Origin of the sequence: Streptomyces sp. CC224B (genome assembly GCF_030010595.1) — a bacterium.
Taxonomy (GTDB): domain Bacteria; phylum Actinomycetota; class Actinomycetes; order Streptomycetales; family Streptomycetaceae; genus Streptomyces; species Streptomyces longispororuber.
Map to the genome: position 1 here is coordinate 30,952 of NZ_JASCXL010000036.1, position 13,226 is coordinate 44,177.

The 13,226-nt window shown below is 74.1% G+C and carries 14 protein-coding genes and 1 pseudogene; 6 read left to right on the forward strand and 9 right to left on the reverse strand.

What is annotated here, in order from left to right; translation table 11 throughout:
* Position 1: 1 nt before the first annotated feature.
* Complete coding sequence (locus QK440_RS16785) at positions 2-421, reverse strand: nuclear transport factor 2 family protein (RefSeq protein ID WP_282793909.1); 420 nt, start codon at positions 419-421, stop codon at positions 2-4.
* 189 nt (positions 422-610) lie between these two features.
* Between QK440_RS16785 and QK440_RS16790 the strand changes: the two genes are divergently transcribed.
* The gene (locus QK440_RS16790; protein ID WP_282793910.1) at positions 611-1,474 is read left to right on the forward strand and encodes an LLM class flavin-dependent oxidoreductase; all 864 of its coding nucleotides are present in this window, start codon (positions 611-613) and stop codon (positions 1,472-1,474) included.
* Positions 1,475-1,583: 109 nt separating this feature from the next.
* On the opposite strand, the gene QK440_RS16795 is transcribed toward QK440_RS16790, so the two are convergent.
* Together QK440_RS16795 and ctaD are read right to left on the reverse strand one after the other, a co-directional pair.
* On the reverse strand, positions 1,584-1,943 hold the full coding sequence (locus tag QK440_RS16795; protein ID WP_282793953.1) for a hypothetical protein: 360 nt from the start codon (positions 1,941-1,943) through the stop codon (positions 1,584-1,586).
* 89 nt (positions 1,944-2,032) lie between these two features.
* Positions 2,033-3,592 (reverse strand): annotated as a pseudogene (ctaD, locus tag QK440_RS16800) (cytochrome c oxidase subunit I); the annotation flags it as partial.
* A 286-nt stretch (positions 3,593-3,878) separates the two neighbouring features.
* Here ctaD and QK440_RS16805 point away from each other — a divergent pair.
* A complete protein-coding gene (locus tag QK440_RS16805) occupies positions 3,879-4,415 on the forward strand; it encodes a sigma-70 family RNA polymerase sigma factor (RefSeq protein ID WP_282793912.1) in 537 nt (178 codons plus the stop codon).
* On the forward strand, positions 4,408-5,352 hold the full coding sequence (locus QK440_RS16810; RefSeq protein WP_282793913.1) for a CU044_5270 family protein: 945 nt from the start codon (positions 4,408-4,410) through the stop codon (positions 5,350-5,352). The genes QK440_RS16805 and QK440_RS16810 overlap by 8 nt, the downstream gene beginning before the upstream one ends.
* A 90-nt stretch (positions 5,353-5,442) precedes the next feature.
* Here the strand turns inward: QK440_RS16810 and QK440_RS16815 are convergent, their stop codons facing one another.
* Both QK440_RS16815 and QK440_RS16820 read right to left on the reverse strand, forming a co-directional pair.
* Positions 5,443-6,453 (reverse strand): SGNH/GDSL hydrolase family protein, encoded by a 1,011-nt coding sequence (locus tag QK440_RS16815; RefSeq protein ID WP_282793914.1) that lies wholly within the window; start codon positions 6,451-6,453, stop codon positions 5,443-5,445.
* Between the two features lie 68 nt (positions 6,454-6,521).
* Complete coding sequence (locus QK440_RS16820) at positions 6,522-6,935, reverse strand: hypothetical protein (protein WP_282793915.1); 414 nt, start codon at positions 6,933-6,935, stop codon at positions 6,522-6,524.
* A 266-nt stretch (positions 6,936-7,201) separates the two neighbouring features.
* Between QK440_RS16820 and QK440_RS16825 the strand changes: the two genes are divergently transcribed.
* Complete coding sequence (locus QK440_RS16825) at positions 7,202-8,326, forward strand: DUF1152 domain-containing protein (RefSeq protein ID WP_282793916.1); 1,125 nt, start codon at positions 7,202-7,204, stop codon at positions 8,324-8,326.
* A 235-nt stretch (positions 8,327-8,561) separates the two neighbouring features.
* Positions 8,562-8,939 carry a nuclear transport factor 2 family protein gene (locus QK440_RS16830; RefSeq protein ID WP_282793917.1) on the forward strand — a complete coding sequence of 126 codons (378 nt, stop codon included), beginning with the start codon at positions 8,562-8,564 and terminating at the stop codon, positions 8,937-8,939.
* A gap of 57 nt (positions 8,940-8,996) precedes the next feature.
* Here the strand turns inward: QK440_RS16830 and QK440_RS16835 are convergent, their stop codons facing one another.
* The 3 genes from QK440_RS16835 to QK440_RS16845 form a co-directional block, all read right to left on the reverse strand.
* Complete coding sequence (locus QK440_RS16835; RefSeq protein WP_282793918.1) at positions 8,997-9,329, reverse strand: putative quinol monooxygenase; 333 nt, start codon at positions 9,327-9,329, stop codon at positions 8,997-8,999.
* Between the two features lie 116 nt (positions 9,330-9,445).
* A complete protein-coding gene (locus QK440_RS16840; RefSeq protein ID WP_189731390.1) occupies positions 9,446-9,811 on the reverse strand; it encodes a PH domain-containing protein in 366 nt (121 codons plus the stop codon).
* 100 nt (positions 9,812-9,911) lie between these two features.
* Complete coding sequence (locus QK440_RS16845) at positions 9,912-10,397, reverse strand: MarR family winged helix-turn-helix transcriptional regulator (RefSeq protein ID WP_282793919.1); 486 nt, start codon at positions 10,395-10,397, stop codon at positions 9,912-9,914.
* Between the two features lie 279 nt (positions 10,398-10,676).
* Between QK440_RS16845 and QK440_RS16850 the strand changes: the two genes are divergently transcribed.
* Complete coding sequence (locus QK440_RS16850; protein WP_282793920.1) at positions 10,677-12,158, forward strand: MFS transporter; 1,482 nt, start codon at positions 10,677-10,679, stop codon at positions 12,156-12,158.
* A 173-nt stretch (positions 12,159-12,331) separates the two neighbouring features.
* Here the strand turns inward: QK440_RS16850 and QK440_RS16855 are convergent, their stop codons facing one another.
* On the reverse strand, positions 12,332-13,054 hold the full coding sequence (locus QK440_RS16855) for a hypothetical protein (RefSeq protein WP_282793921.1): 723 nt from the start codon (positions 13,052-13,054) through the stop codon (positions 12,332-12,334).
* Positions 13,055-13,226 lie beyond the last annotated feature (172 nt).

The window sequence follows — 13,226 nt, forward strand, 5'->3', positions numbered from 1 at the left end:
CTCACCCCGGCGGCTCGTAGCAGTCGTAGTTCCGCTGGGCACGGATCCTGCCGTCGCGGAAGTCGAGGAACACGGCGATGCGCGCGCGCAGGACGTGCCCGGCGGGCAGCGCGCCCAGGGGGACGGCCAGCTCTCCGGTCCACTCCACCTCCAGGGCCACCTTCTCGCCCGCGGCGACCGCGTCGCGGACGTCGTACGTCTGGCGGCGCAGCGTGGCGCGGCCGGCCTCGGCGGCGTCCAGGATGCCGGTGAGGTCGCGTACGGCGCCCCGCGGGAACAGCAGGTTGGGCAGCTCGCGCTGGACCACGTCGGGTGTGAAGAACGCCGCCAGTTCGTCCCCGGTGGCCCCGGCGCCCACGGCCCGGTGGTACCGGACGGCGATGTCCGTGAGGGTCTCGGCGGGGGTGTCCTCGGTCGCCATACGCCCAACTCTCGCACCGGGGGCGCCCGTGGGCGAGAGGGCGTGGGCTCGGCGGGAGGCTGCCGGTCGCCGCGTGGGCCCGGCGGGGACCGACGATGGTCGCATGGGTCCGGCGGGAAGCCGCCGGTCGCCCGGTCGTCTCGTCCGGTGCCTTGTCGTCACCCCGGGGGCCGCGTCACGCTGCACCGCATGCGCTACTCGATCAACATCCCGAACTTCGGCGATTTCGCCGACCCGAGGACGGTCGCGCGCGTCGCCGCGGCGGCCGAACAGGCGGGCTGGGACGGCCTGTTCGTCTGGGACCACGTCGTCCACGACAAGGCCGCGCAGCGGGGCAAGCCCTTCGGGGACCCCTGGATGCTCCTGACGGCCGCCGCGCTCGCCACCTCCCGGATCCGGCTCGGCACGCTCGTCACCCCGGTGCCGCGCCGCCGTCCGCACCAGCTCGCCCGGCAGGTCGCGACCCTGGACTCCCTGTCCGGCGGCCGGGTCGTCTTCGCGGCGGGTCTTGGCGGCCCCGTCGACGACGAGTACGGGAGCTTCGGCGAGCCCACCGAGCCGCGGGTGCTCGCCGAGCTCCTGGACGAGGGCCTGGACCTCCTGGCCCGCTACTGGTCGGGCCGGCCCGTCACCCACCGGGGCCGCCACCACGAGGTCCACGACGTCACCCTGCTGCCCGCCACCGCGCAGCAGCCGCGCCCGCCCGTGTGGATCGGCGGCTTCTGGCCGGCCCGGCCCCCGATGCGCCGGGCCGCCCGCTGGGACGGCGCGGTCCCGCTCTTCCGGTCGGCGCGGCACGGCGCCGTCCCCGACGCGGCCGAGGTCCGGGCGCTCATGGCGTACGTACGCGAACACCGCGAGGCCGAGGGCGACTTCGACCTCGTCCTCGGCGGCGCCACGCCCGCCGACCCCGACGCGGCCCGCGACCTGATCGCGCCCCTGCGGGACGCGGGGGCCACCTGGTGGGACGAGCGGCAGCTCCAGACCGGGCCCGGCCTGGACCGCCTGGCCCCGGTCCTGCGCCGGATCGAGGCCGGACCCCCGGCGCTCTGAGAGCCCGCCCCCTCCGGCCCGGCGCCCTGACGGCCCGGGTCCCTCGGACCCCTGGTACTGGGACGGCTCCGGCGCCTCGGACCGCGGGCGCTGTGACGGCCCCGGCCCCTCAGACCCCCGCCACCACCGCCGCGAGGGCCAGGGCCGTGCCCAGCGCGCACGCCACGGCCAGCAGGCCCCCGGCCAGGGTGCGGCGGCGCAGCTCCCGGTACCGGGCCTCGTACTCCGCGCGCAGCTCCCGGCACCGGCGCGCGGTGTGCCGCCAGGTGGCGCGGGTCAGGGCCAGGTGGTCGTCGGCGTAGACGCGCTCGACCTCCTCGCGCTGGGCGCGGGTCAGCCAGTCGAGGCGGTCGCCGAAGCGGGCGGCGGCCGCCCGGCTCTCCGCGCGGGCCGACTCGACGAGCAGGTGCCCCTCGATCTCCTGGATGAGGAGGTCCGTCTCGACGGCCGGGCGCGGCCGGTCGTCCATGGCGGTCACCGCGCGGCCTTCCCCGAAGCCGGTGCCGGTGCCGGTGCCGGGTCCGCGGCCGCGACCGCTGCCCGCTCCACGCCCGCGGCCACCTCCGGGTGGTGCAGGTCGAACGCCGGGGACTCGGAGCGTATCCGCGGCAGCGTGACGAAGTTGTGGCGCGGCGGCGGGCAGGAGGTGGCCCACTCCAGGGAGCGGCCGTAGCCCCAGGGGTCGTCCTCGGCGACGCGCTCGCCGTACTTCGCGGTCTTCCAGACGTTGTAGAGGAACGGCAGCAGGGACATCCCGAGGAGGAACGAGAACACGGTGGAAAGGGTGTTCAGACCGGTGAAGCCCTCCGCGGCCAGGTAGTCCGGGACGCGCCGCTGCATTCCCGCCGCGCCCAGCCAGTGCTGCACCAGGAAGGTGCCGTGGAAGCCCACGAACAGCGTCCAGAAGGTGATTTTCCCGAGCCGTTCGTCGAGCATCCTGCCGGTGAACTTCGGCCACCAGAAGTGGAATCCGGAGAACATCGCGAAGACGACCGTGCCGAAGATGACGTAGTGGAAGTGGGCCACCACGAAGTACGAGTCGGTCACGGCGAAGTCCATCGGCGGGGACGCCAGGAGCACCCCGGTCAGACCGCCGAACACGAAGGTGATGAGGAAGCCGACCGCCCACAGCATCGGGGTCTCGAAACTCAGCGAGCCCCGCCACATCGTGCCGATCCAGTTGAAGAACTTCACCCCCGTCGGCACCGCGATGAGGAACGTCATGAAGGAGAAGAACGGCAGCAGCACGCCGCCGGTCGCGTACATGTGGTGCGCCCACACCGTCACCGAAAGGCCCGCGATCGCGATGGTCGCGCCCACCAGGCCCATGTAGCCGAACATCGGCTTGCGCGAGAACACCGGAATGACCTCGGAGATGATGCCGAAGAACGGCAGGGCGATGATGTAGACCTCGGGGTGGCCGAAGAACCAGAACAGGTGCTGCCACAGCAGCGCGCCGCCGTTCGCCACGTCGAAGATGTGCGCGCCGAACTTCCGGTCCGCCTCCAGGGCGAACAGCGCCGCCGCCAGGACCGGGAACGCCAGCAGCACCAGGACGCCGGTCAGGAGCACGTTCCAGGAGAAGATCGGCATGCGGAACATCGTCATGCCGGGCGCGCGCAGGCACACGATGGTCGTGATGAAGTTGACCGCGCCGAGGATCGTGCCGAAGCCGGAGAGGGCCAGACCCATGATCCACATGTCGGCGCCGATGTTCGTCGCGTGGGCGGCGTCCGTGATCGGCGCGTACGCGGTCCAGCCGAAGTCCGCCGCCCCGCCCGGCGTGAGGAAACCCCCCACGGCGATCAGCGAGCCGAACAGGTACAGCCAGTAGGCCAGCATGTTCAGGCGGGGGAAGGCGACGTCGGGGGCGCCGATCTGGAGCGGCATGATCCAGTTCGCGAAGCCCGCGAACAGCGGCGTCGCGAACATCAGCAGCATGATCGTGCCGTGCATCGTGAACGCCTGGTTGAACTGCTCGTTCGACATGATCTGCGTACCGGGCCGGGCCAGCTCCGCGCGCATGAACAGCGCGAGCACACCGCCGATGCAGAAGAACGCGAACGCGGTCACCAGGTACAGCGTGCCGATCGTCTTGTGGTCCGTACTCGTCAGCCAGGCGACCCACCGGTGTCGCGCGGGCGGCGCGGGCTCCGCGGCCGGGTGGTCCGGGCCCGGGTGGTCCGGGTCCGGGGCGGGCCCGGCGGCGCGGGGGTGCGCGGTGGCACGGAGCTGCGCGGCGCCCCGGGGGCGCGCGGCCGGGCCGGGCCCGGCGGACGGGGAATGCGGGGACGTCATGCCCCGTACGTGTCCGGCGCCCCCGCCCGGTTCACCGCCCGGCCCCGCCCGGAAGATCACACACCGTTCCTGTGAAGATCGGGCCCATGCCGGACACCTACGGTTCATGAGCACGGACGAAGCCTTCGCGGCCGCCTACCGCGAGCACTACTGGGCGGTGAGCCGTTTCGTGGCGCGCAGACTCGCCACGGGGGAGGCGCACGAGGTCGAGGAGGTCGTGGCGGAGGTGTTCTCCACGGCCTGGCGGCGCCGCGCCGAACTCCCCGAGAACCCGCTGCCCTGGCTCTACGGCGTCGCCCGCAACTGCCTGGCCAACACGGTGCGCGGCCTCGGCCGCTACCGCCGCCTGCTGCACCGCGTCGGACTCCACGAGGCGGTCCGGCACGGCCAGGTCGTGACCGGCCCCGACACCGACCGCCCCGGCGCCTGGGTGCACGAGGCCCTCGCCCGGCTCTCCCCGCCCGACCAGGAGGTGCTGCGCCTGACGACCTGGGAGGAACTGGGCCTCGACGACCTGGCGGTCACCCTGGGGTGCAGCCGGAGTGCGGCGGCCATGCGGCTGCACCGGGCCCGGCGGCGGCTGCGCGCGGAGATCGACACGATGCGGATGAACGTACGAGCGGGAGGCGGCACCCATGACTGACGACCAGGCCGACGAGCTGGAGCTGCTGCGCGCGGCCGACCCGGTCTCCGCCACCGAGGGCCCCTGGCGCGACAGGCCCCTGACCGCCCGCGCCGAGCACGGCCTCGACCGGCTCCTGCACCACAGCAGGCACCGCCGGGCCCGCCGCCGCGTCGTGCTGTGGGCGGAGGCCGCCGTGGTCGCGCTCGCGGCCGTGCTCGCACTGGTCCTGCCCGACCTGGGCGCCACGTCCGCCACGGCGGCACCGAGTGCGCTGCACCCGCGCGCGGCCGCCGCGGTGCCGCTCGCCGTGGTCGCCGACCGGGCGCGGACCGCCGCGCGCGAGGGCGGGCCGGAGCTGCGCAAGGGCACGCGCGTACGCACCTGGAGCCTCGCCATGGACTCCGGCCCGGACGCCGGGCGGCCCGTGACGCTGCCCGAGGAGCGCGAGGTGCGCTGGCGGCCCGACGGCAGCCGCACCGAGCGGGTCGAGACCGACGGCGACGTGGTGAGCGTGCGCGTCCTCCCGCCGGGCCCGTCCGACGCCCCGCCGCGGGCCCGCCCGCCGGGCACCGTCGCCGGGCTGCGCGCCTACCTGACGGACCTCCACGACGGCGGCCTCGCCCGCCGCGTCGGCCCGCTCACCCCCGACCAGCTCCTGGACTCGCTGCCGCCGCTGCTCGACACCTGGACGCTCGGCGCCCGCGAGAACGCCGCGCTCGCCGGTGTCCTCGCCGGCACCGAGGGCCTGCGGCCCGCGGGCGCGATCACCGACCGCCTCGGCCGGACCGGGCAGGCGTACGTCCACGAGTCCCGGGACGAGGCGCTGCGCCACATGCTGATCCTCGACCCGGCGACGGGGGCTGTGCTGGGCCTGGAGGTGATGTTCACCGAGGACCGGCCGGGGCTCGCCGTGCGGGCGGGGGACGTGATGTCGTACAGCGCGTGGCGGCGCTGACCGCCGGGGGCGGGGGCGCGACGGCGGCTCACGCCGGGCGGCGTCTCACTGACGGGCGGCTGACCGGGGGGGGGCAGTGCGCGGGGAACCTCACCGGCGCTCGGTGGCGCGGGCCACGGTGTCCGTCACCGCCTGCCCGATCCGCCGAATCCCCGGCGAACGCACCGGGCACGGCCGTGACTTCGGTGTCGTCGGCGCCAGGCAGAAGTGCAGGAAGTCGTCGTCCCGGTGCAGTGCGGTCCGGCCGCCGGACTCTGTGCAGTACGCGGGGTGCGCGCGCTCGTACGCCGTGCAGGGCAGCACCCGCTCCCACCGGTAGCGGTCCCCGGCCGGGCTCACGGCGCGGCCCGCGTCGGACACCAGGTCGCGGGTGCCGGCGACCTGGCGGCGGTAGATGTCGTTGACGCGCCGCACCCGGTCCGGGGTGATCGCGTCGGGCCCCTGCGACACCCACACGACGGTGGGCCGCGGGGCGTCCACGTCCCGGGCGGCGTCCTCGATCTGCGCGGTCAGCCTGCGCGCGTCCGCCGCGTACCGCGCGTAGTACTTCTCCGGCGCCTGCTCGTGCGTGACGCCCTTCATGCAGGGCGTGTAGCCCCAGGCGTTGCCCCAGAACTGCAGCACCACGAAGGTCGGCCGCGTCTTCCGTACGAGGGTCGCCGCCTTGTCCTTGTCCGGTACGAGGGAGTCCTCGCCGGTGCCTTCGAGGTAGTCGCAGAGGGTGGTGCCCGAGTAGGGGGCGCTGGTGTAGCGGGCGGCGAGCTGGTCGCGCAGGAGCTCGCCGAGGACGTCCTGGTTCTCCATGGCGAGGGAGTCGCCGAGGTAGAGCACCCGGGGCGAGGCGGCGCGCCCGCCGCGGCCGGGTGCGCCGCCGCCGGGCCGGTGCCGGCCGGTGCCCGCGCTCGCCCCCTTGCGGCCCCGCTCGCCGTCCGGCTCCCTCTCGGCGTGCTGCCGGTTGGTCTGGGACGGCGGGTCGGCGGAGGTGTCCGAGGACGGGGCGGGCGGGCGCCCCGCGTCCGCGCCGTCGTCCGACCCCGGGTCCCCGCAGGCCCCGAGCAGCAGCACCCCCGCGAGCACCCCACCGACCAACTGCTTGCGCATCGGGCAACTCCCGGCTCGGCGAACGGAATCGGCCCACCAGGCAAGCACACCCGCGCGCGCGGTGGAAGTCACCCGCGCGACTCCTCGGGCAGGAGGTGGCCGAGCAGCAGCTTGACGAACAGCACCGGGGCGAGCCAGGCCAGTTCGTCCGGTACGGAGACCGTGACGGTGGTCACACCGATGGCGAGGACCGTCACGGCGAAGGCGACCGGCCGCCGGACCGCGCCCGGCGCCGCGGTGACGGCGACCGCGCCCGCGAGCGCCAGGGCGTAGATCACGGCCGCCGCCGCCCAGCCGAGGTCCGGGACCGCCAGGGCCAGCAGGAACGGCTGCCCGTGCGCGGCGACGAAGCCGAGGCGGTGACGCGCCGCCCGGCCGGGCGCGTGGAAGGTCCGCTTGGCCGCGGCGGTGGCGTTGGCCGCGGCCCCGCCGAACAGGTCGAAGGCCACCAGGCCGACGAGGACCACCGCCCAGAGGGACAACCCACCCCGCACGACCACCGCGCCCACACCGAGCCCGGCCCCGAGGACAGCGGTCCCATAAACGAGCCCCCGCTCCACCGCAGTGGCCCTGCCCCCGACGAGCCCCCGGTCCACCGCCCCAACCCAACCCCACCCCGAAGCCAACCCCACCCACCACCCTTCCTTGAGGCCGCCCATCGTCGGCAGCGACCGAACGCGCTGTGCTGGGATCCCTCAGCAGCCAGACTTGAAGGCACGGTGCATAGGGGTCCGCCTACGCTGCTCCGGTGAAGCGACTCATCGTGGCGGCCGGGGGTGGAGGAGACGTGGTGGCGGCGGCGATGCTGCACGGCGCCCTGTACGCGGCCGACGACGAACCGGCCCTGGTCCTCACCTACTCCTGGGACCGCCTGATCGTCGACCCGGTGCCGGGCCCCCGTGCCCCGGCCGACTTCACCGGCCTGCGCCGACTCACCCCGCACGTATGGGCAGTCCCCGGCACGGCGACCCCGAAGCCACCCCACGCGGCAACCCTCCCCCGCCTCGCCGCCGAACTCCCACACGCCTTCGCGCTCATCGACCCTTACGCCGGGGCGGCAGGCATCACCCGCCAACTCGACGAGCTCGCAGCCCACTTCACGCCAGACACCATCGACCTCCTGGACGTCGGCGGCGACATCCTGGCCCACGGCGACGAGCCCACCCTCCGCAGCCCGCTGACGGACGCCCTCACCCTCGCGGCCTGCGTCCGGGCCGAGGCAGCCGCCGACATCCGCCTCCTGGTCGCAGGCCCGGGCCTGGACGGTGAACTCCCCGCGGACACCCTCCGGCCCCGCCTCGGGCCCGCGATCACGACCTTCACTCCCGACGACGTACGGGCCATCACCCCGGTCCTCGACTGGCACCCCTCCGAAGCGACCGCCCTCCTCGCCGCCACAGCCCTGGGTGCCCGGGGTCTGTGCGAGGTCCGCGACGCGGGACTGCCCGTCCCCCTCACCGACGAAGGCCCCACCGTCCACCACGTCGACCTGCAAGCGGCGTACGCCGCCAACCGTCTCGCCCGAGCCGTCGCCGACACGACCACCCTCGACGAGGTGGAGGAGCGCTGCCGCGCGATCTGCGGCACCTCCGAGATCGACTACGAACGAGTCAAGGCGCAACAACTGAGCGGACGGCAACAGGCGAACCCCGCCGTCCCGCACGACCTGCCGGATCAGATCAGGGACTTCGAACAAGCAGCCCTCGCCCGAGGAGCCACGCACACAACAGTGCGCCGGCTCGCCGAAGCCCTGAACCTTCCCGGCGAAGCCCTCATTCACCTCACCCGCCTCAACACCGCGCACGCCCGCCGCCTCCCCGCATCTGTGTGGGAGCTTCGCGCGGGAAAGACCGTACGGCGCCCCGATTGGTAGACCGAAGCGCGCCTTCCTCCCGTCCCGCCGTACCAACGACTCACCGGATAGAGCGTTCGTTCCAGTCGCAACAGGAACAGGCGGGCGGCGGCCGGGTAAGGCCCATTACCTCGCGGGTAATCGCGTGGGGTGCCCCCCTCCCGGCACTCTTGAGTCATCGGAGCCCGGGTGGCGCACTCCTCTCGGGCTTCGGTTGGACCGATGTGAGTCCCACCAGCCGACGGAGGCGTATCCCATGCCCGCTCAGCCCCAGCACGAGACCGCCGTGGCCCGTTACTTCGAGGCCTGGAACGCCACGGGCGCCGACGACATCCGCAAGGCCGTCGAGGCGGCCTGGACGCAGGACGGTACGTACACCGACCCGCTGGCGGACGTCGCGGGCACGGAGGCGATCGCCGCGGTGATCGCCGGTGCGCACGAGCAGTTCCCCGGGTTCGAGTTCCGCCACACCGGCGAGGTCGACGGCCACCACGGGATCGCCCGGTTCACCTGGGAGCTGGTCTCCACGGCGGACGGCTCGGCGCCCGCCGCCGGGTTCGACGTGATCGAGCTCGCGGAGGACGGCCGTATCCGCCGGGTGTACGGCTTCCTGGACCGGCTTCCCCAGGGTTGATGCCACAGCGAGGAGCCCCGGGCCGTGGACCGGCCCGGGGCTCCTCGCTGTGTGCGGTCAGGCCTCGCGCGGCGAGACCTCGCCCATCTCGCCCCAGCCGTCCATGCCCGGGATCTCCGTGCTGACGATCTCGGGCGTGCTCGCGATGGCGTACGACATGGTCTCCATCGCGGCCTTGAAGTGCGCGGACTCCACGTGCTCACGGCCCGCCTCGCCGTCGCGGAAGGCCTCCACCAGGACGAACTGGTGGGGGTTGTCGACGCTGCGCGACCACTCGAAGAAGAGGTTGCCGGGCTCCTCGCGGGTGGCACGCGTGAAGTCGTCCACGAGGTCGAGCCAGTCGGCGCTGCGCTCGGGGCGGACGGTGAATTTCACGGTGATGAAGATCATGGGATGGGTCCTCGTACCTGTCTGAGCTGTAACTTCGCGGCTTTTCTCCGCTTTCGGTGCGGTACGAACGTACCCCGGCGCCACCGTCCGCCGCGCACGGGGCGGCCGCCGCCCGGCTAGCGCGCCACGAACTGCGTGAGGATCGCCTGCACCTCGTAGATGTCGACGCCCTTGGTGAAGGTCTTCTCGATCGGCACCGGGTTGCTGGATATCCAGATCTTGAGCTCGGCGTCGAGGTCGAAGTGGCCAGCGGTCTCCACCGAGAAGTGCGTGATGCTCCGGTACGGCACCGAGTGGTACTCGACCTTCTTGCCGGTCATCCCCTGCTTGTCCACGAAGATCATGCGCCGGTCGGTGAGCAGGATCGTGTCGCGTATCAGCCGGTACGCGGCGTACACCTGCTCGCCGTGGCCCATGAGCCGCGCGTACTCCTGCTGCGCCGAGGCCGGGTCGACGGTGTGGGCGTTTCCGAACAGCGCCATGAGTGGTCCCCTCGTTGGGCGTCGCGGTCGCGGGGCGCCGGACGGGGCGCCCCGGACTCACACCGTACGGGACCGCGCGGGCGCGCCGCGAAGGCCGGGTTCAGCCCCGCTGGCGGGGCCTGCGGGCCGGGCGCGGGCTCTCGGCGGGGGTCGCCAGATGGCCCTCGACCAGCCGGTTCAGGGCGCGCAGCAGGGCGGCGCGGTCCGTCTTGGAGAGTGCGCCGAGGGCCTGCTCGTGCACCCGGTCGACGATCTCCTGGCTGCGGGCCGCGACCTTCGCGCCCTCGTCGGTGACGGCGATGACCCGGGCCCTGCGGTCCACGCGCGACGGGCGGCGCTCGGCGAGCCCGGCCGCCTCCAGCGCGTCGACGGTCACCACCATCGTCGTCTTGTCCATGTCGCCGATCTCGGCGAGCTGCGCCTGGGTGCGCTCCTCCTCCAGGGCGTGCACGAGGACGCAGTGCATGCGCGCCGTCAGGCCGATCTCGGCGAGCGCCGCCGCCATCTGCGTACGCAGGACGTGGCTGGTGTGGTCGAGCAGGAAGGACAGGTCCGGTTCGGTGCGGGCGGGCGCCATGGCGGTCATGCGGCCAGCGTAGCCGAGCGGGCGGCTGTACGCCCGAGATAGATAGTCTGCAACGGAACTATCTGCTACGGTCCTGCGCATCGGCTCCACGCTTCCGTGCCGGTCCGCGCCGGTTCGTTCCGTTCTACTCCGTGCCGGTTTGGGCTGTTCCGTTGCGTTCTGCCGTGCTGTCGTTCCGCGTATCCGCACCGCGTACCCGTCCCCACATATGCGTTCCGCGCATCCGTTGCGCATCGATCGAGCCGTGCTCGTACGGCCGCCCCCGGACAGGAGAGACCCATGACCGCCACCGCACCGACCGCCCCCGCCTCCCCCGTGGCGGAGGATCCGCCTGAGGCCGCCGGGGCGTCGGAGGCCGGGGGGACCCGCTCGCGGCGCCTCGCCCTCGGGGTCATCGCCGCCGGGATGCTGATGATCATTCTGGACGGCAGCATCGTGACCGTCGCCATGCCCGCCATGCAGCGGGACCTCGACTTCACGCCCGCGGGCCTGAGTTGGGTGGTGAACGCCTACCTCATCGCCTTCGGCAGCCTGCTGCTGCTCGCCGGGCGGCTCGGGGACCTCCTCGGGCGGAAGCGGATGTTCGTCGCGGGCATCGGGGTGTTCACGCTCGCCTCGGTCCTCGCGGGCGCGGCCACCGGGCCCGCGACGCTCATCGCCGCCCGCTTCCTCCAGGGCGTCGGCGGGGCCATGAGCTCGGCGGTCAGCCTCGGCATCCTCGTCACGCTCTTCACCGAGCCGCGCGAACGGGCGCGTGCCATCGCGGTGTTCAGCTTCACCGGAGCCGCCGGCGCCTCGCTCGGGCAGGTGCTCGGCGGGGTCCTCACCGACGCCCTGAACTGGCACTGGATCTTCTTCGTCAACCTGCCCATCGGCCTCGCCGTCCTGCTCCTCGCGCTGTCCGCGCTGCCCGCCGACCGGGGGCTCGGGCTGCGCGCCGGGGCCGACGTCGCGGGGGCGGTACTGGTGACGGCGGGGCTGATGACCGGCATCTACAGCGTGGTGAAGGTGGAGCGGTACGGCTGGACGTCGGTCCACACGCTCGGCTTCGGCGCGCTGGCGGTGGCGCTGCTCGGCGCCTTCGTGGCCCGGCAGGCGACGGCGCGGACGCCGCTGCTCCCGCTGCGGATGTTCCGCTCGCGGGCGGTGACCGGGGCGAACGTCGTCCAGCTCCTCATGGTCGCCGCGCTCTTCTCCTTCCAGGTGCTCGTCGCCCTCTACCTGCAGAACGTGCTCGGGTACGGGGCCGCCGCGACCGGGCTCGCCATGCTGCCCGCGGCGGCCGTGATCGGCGCGGTGTCCCTCGGCGTCTCGGCCCGGCTGAACGCGCGCTTCGGCGAGCGCGCTGTGCTGCTCGCGGGGCTCGTGCTGCTGCTCGGGGTGCTCGGGCTGCTGACGCGGGTGCCGGTGCGGGCGAACTACTGGGTCGACCTGCTGCCGGTCATGCTGCTCGCGGCGGGGTTCGGTCTCGCGCTGCCCGCGCTGACGTCGTTGGCGATGTCGGGGGCGCGCGAGGACGACGCGGGGCTCGCGTCGGGGCTGTTCAACACCACGCAGCAGATCGGCATGGCCCTCGGGGTCGCGGTCCTGTCGACCCTGGCCGCCTCCCGCACCGAGTCCCTCACCGCGACCGGCACCCCTCGCCCGGAGGCCCTCACCTCGGGCTACCACCTGGCCTTCGCGGTCGGCACGGGACTGCTGGCGGCGGCCTTCCTGGTGGCGGCCACGGTCCTGCGCCGCAGCCCGGCGGCCCCCCGCTGACCGAGACCGGGAGCACGCTCCGCGCCGGGGCCGGGCGGGCGGGTGGGGGAAACCCGCCGCGGTAGCGGCGGAAGGGACGCACGCGCCCGCAGCGCTCCGCGCCGGGGCCGGGCGGGCGCAGCCGGGGAGTCACGGGTGGGCGGGTGGGAGAAACCCGCCGCGGAGCGGCGGCGTCAGTCCCTGCCCAAGGCGCCCCGCCAGCGAAAAGTGCCCCGCCGGCGAAAGGCCAGGACCCCCGCCAAGGCCACCGCCACCAGGTGCTCGCGCCCCGCGAGGTTCGGCTTCAGGAAGGACCCGACCACCGTCGGCACCACCAGCGCCAGGCACAGTACCGGCGCCCGCAACCGCACCGCCAGGTACGTGAACAGCCCCACCACGGCGGCCGAGGCCCCCGTGTCGACGGAGTGGGCGTACGAGGCCGGGACCCCCGCCCAGTGGCCGGGCCCGATGGCCACCATGACCCGGGCGGCGAGCGTGCCCGCGAGCGTGGCCGCGTACGCCACCAGGAGCGTACGGCGCCACCCGAGGAGGAGCTGGCCGAGGCCGAAGGCCAGGACGAGGCGGGGGATGCCGCCCCACGGGGGCTGGTCGCGGGTGGGGATGAACACCGACAGGGGCGTGCGCAGCAGGGACTGCCACAGCGGCTGGTCGGCGCGGACCTCGCCGAGCAGGCGGACGACGCGGTCGGCGTCGGGGATCTGCTCCAGGCCGTGCAGGACGACCATGGCGACGGTGCCGAACAGCGCCAGGCCGATGCCCCCGGCGCCCCGGGCCCGCAGTTCCCGCCAGGCGGCGAGGCCCACGTTCCGCCACTCCTGGCGGAGCACGGCCCGCACCCGGGCCAGCGGGCGTCTTCGGCCGTCCGTGCGCGTGTGCTCCTCGGTCCGCCGCGGCATCGGCCGTCCGTCCTCTCTCCCACCGCGTCGCGCCGCGACCAGCACTTCGCACCCGCCTGTCGTCCGGGCGCCCGCCCGGACGCCCCCGCACATGGTCGCCCACAGGGGCGCCGCGTATCCATCCGACGCACGCGCCGGGCCGGGGGCGGCGGGTACGGGCCCGCCGCGGGGG

Excerpts from the sequence above, each read along its gene's own strand:
- QK440_RS16815 (WP_282793914.1), bottom strand. The coding sequence starts at position 6,453 with ATGCGCAAGCAGTTGGTCGGTGGGGTGCTCGCGGGGGTGCTGCTGCTC.
- QK440_RS16845 (WP_282793919.1), bottom strand. The coding sequence starts at position 10,397 with ATGACCGCCATGGCGCCCGCCCGCACCGAACCGGACCTGTCCTTCCTG.
- QK440_RS16810 (WP_282793913.1), top strand. The coding sequence starts at position 4,408 with ATGACTGACGACCAGGCCGACGAGCTGGAGCTGCTGCGCGCGGCCGAC.
- QK440_RS16795 (WP_282793953.1), bottom strand. The coding sequence starts at position 1,943 with ATGGACGACCGGCCGCGCCCGGCCGTCGAGACGGACCTCCTCATCCAG.
- QK440_RS16790 (WP_282793910.1), top strand. The coding sequence starts at position 611 with ATGCGCTACTCGATCAACATCCCGAACTTCGGCGATTTCGCCGACCCG.
- QK440_RS16835 (WP_282793918.1), bottom strand. The coding sequence starts at position 9,329 with ATGATCTTCATCACCGTGAAATTCACCGTCCGCCCCGAGCGCAGCGCC.
- QK440_RS16850 (WP_282793920.1), top strand. The coding sequence starts at position 10,677 with ATGACCGCCACCGCACCGACCGCCCCCGCCTCCCCCGTGGCGGAGGAT.
- QK440_RS16830 (WP_282793917.1), top strand. The coding sequence starts at position 8,562 with ATGCCCGCTCAGCCCCAGCACGAGACCGCCGTGGCCCGTTACTTCGAG.
- QK440_RS16805 (WP_282793912.1), top strand. The coding sequence starts at position 3,879 with ATGAGCACGGACGAAGCCTTCGCGGCCGCCTACCGCGAGCACTACTGG.
- QK440_RS16840 (WP_189731390.1), bottom strand. The coding sequence starts at position 9,811 with ATGGCGCTGTTCGGAAACGCCCACACCGTCGACCCGGCCTCGGCGCAG.
- QK440_RS16855 (WP_282793921.1), bottom strand. The coding sequence starts at position 13,054 with ATGCCGCGGCGGACCGAGGAGCACACGCGCACGGACGGCCGAAGACGC.
- QK440_RS16785 (WP_282793909.1), bottom strand. The coding sequence starts at position 421 with ATGGCGACCGAGGACACCCCCGCCGAGACCCTCACGGACATCGCCGTC.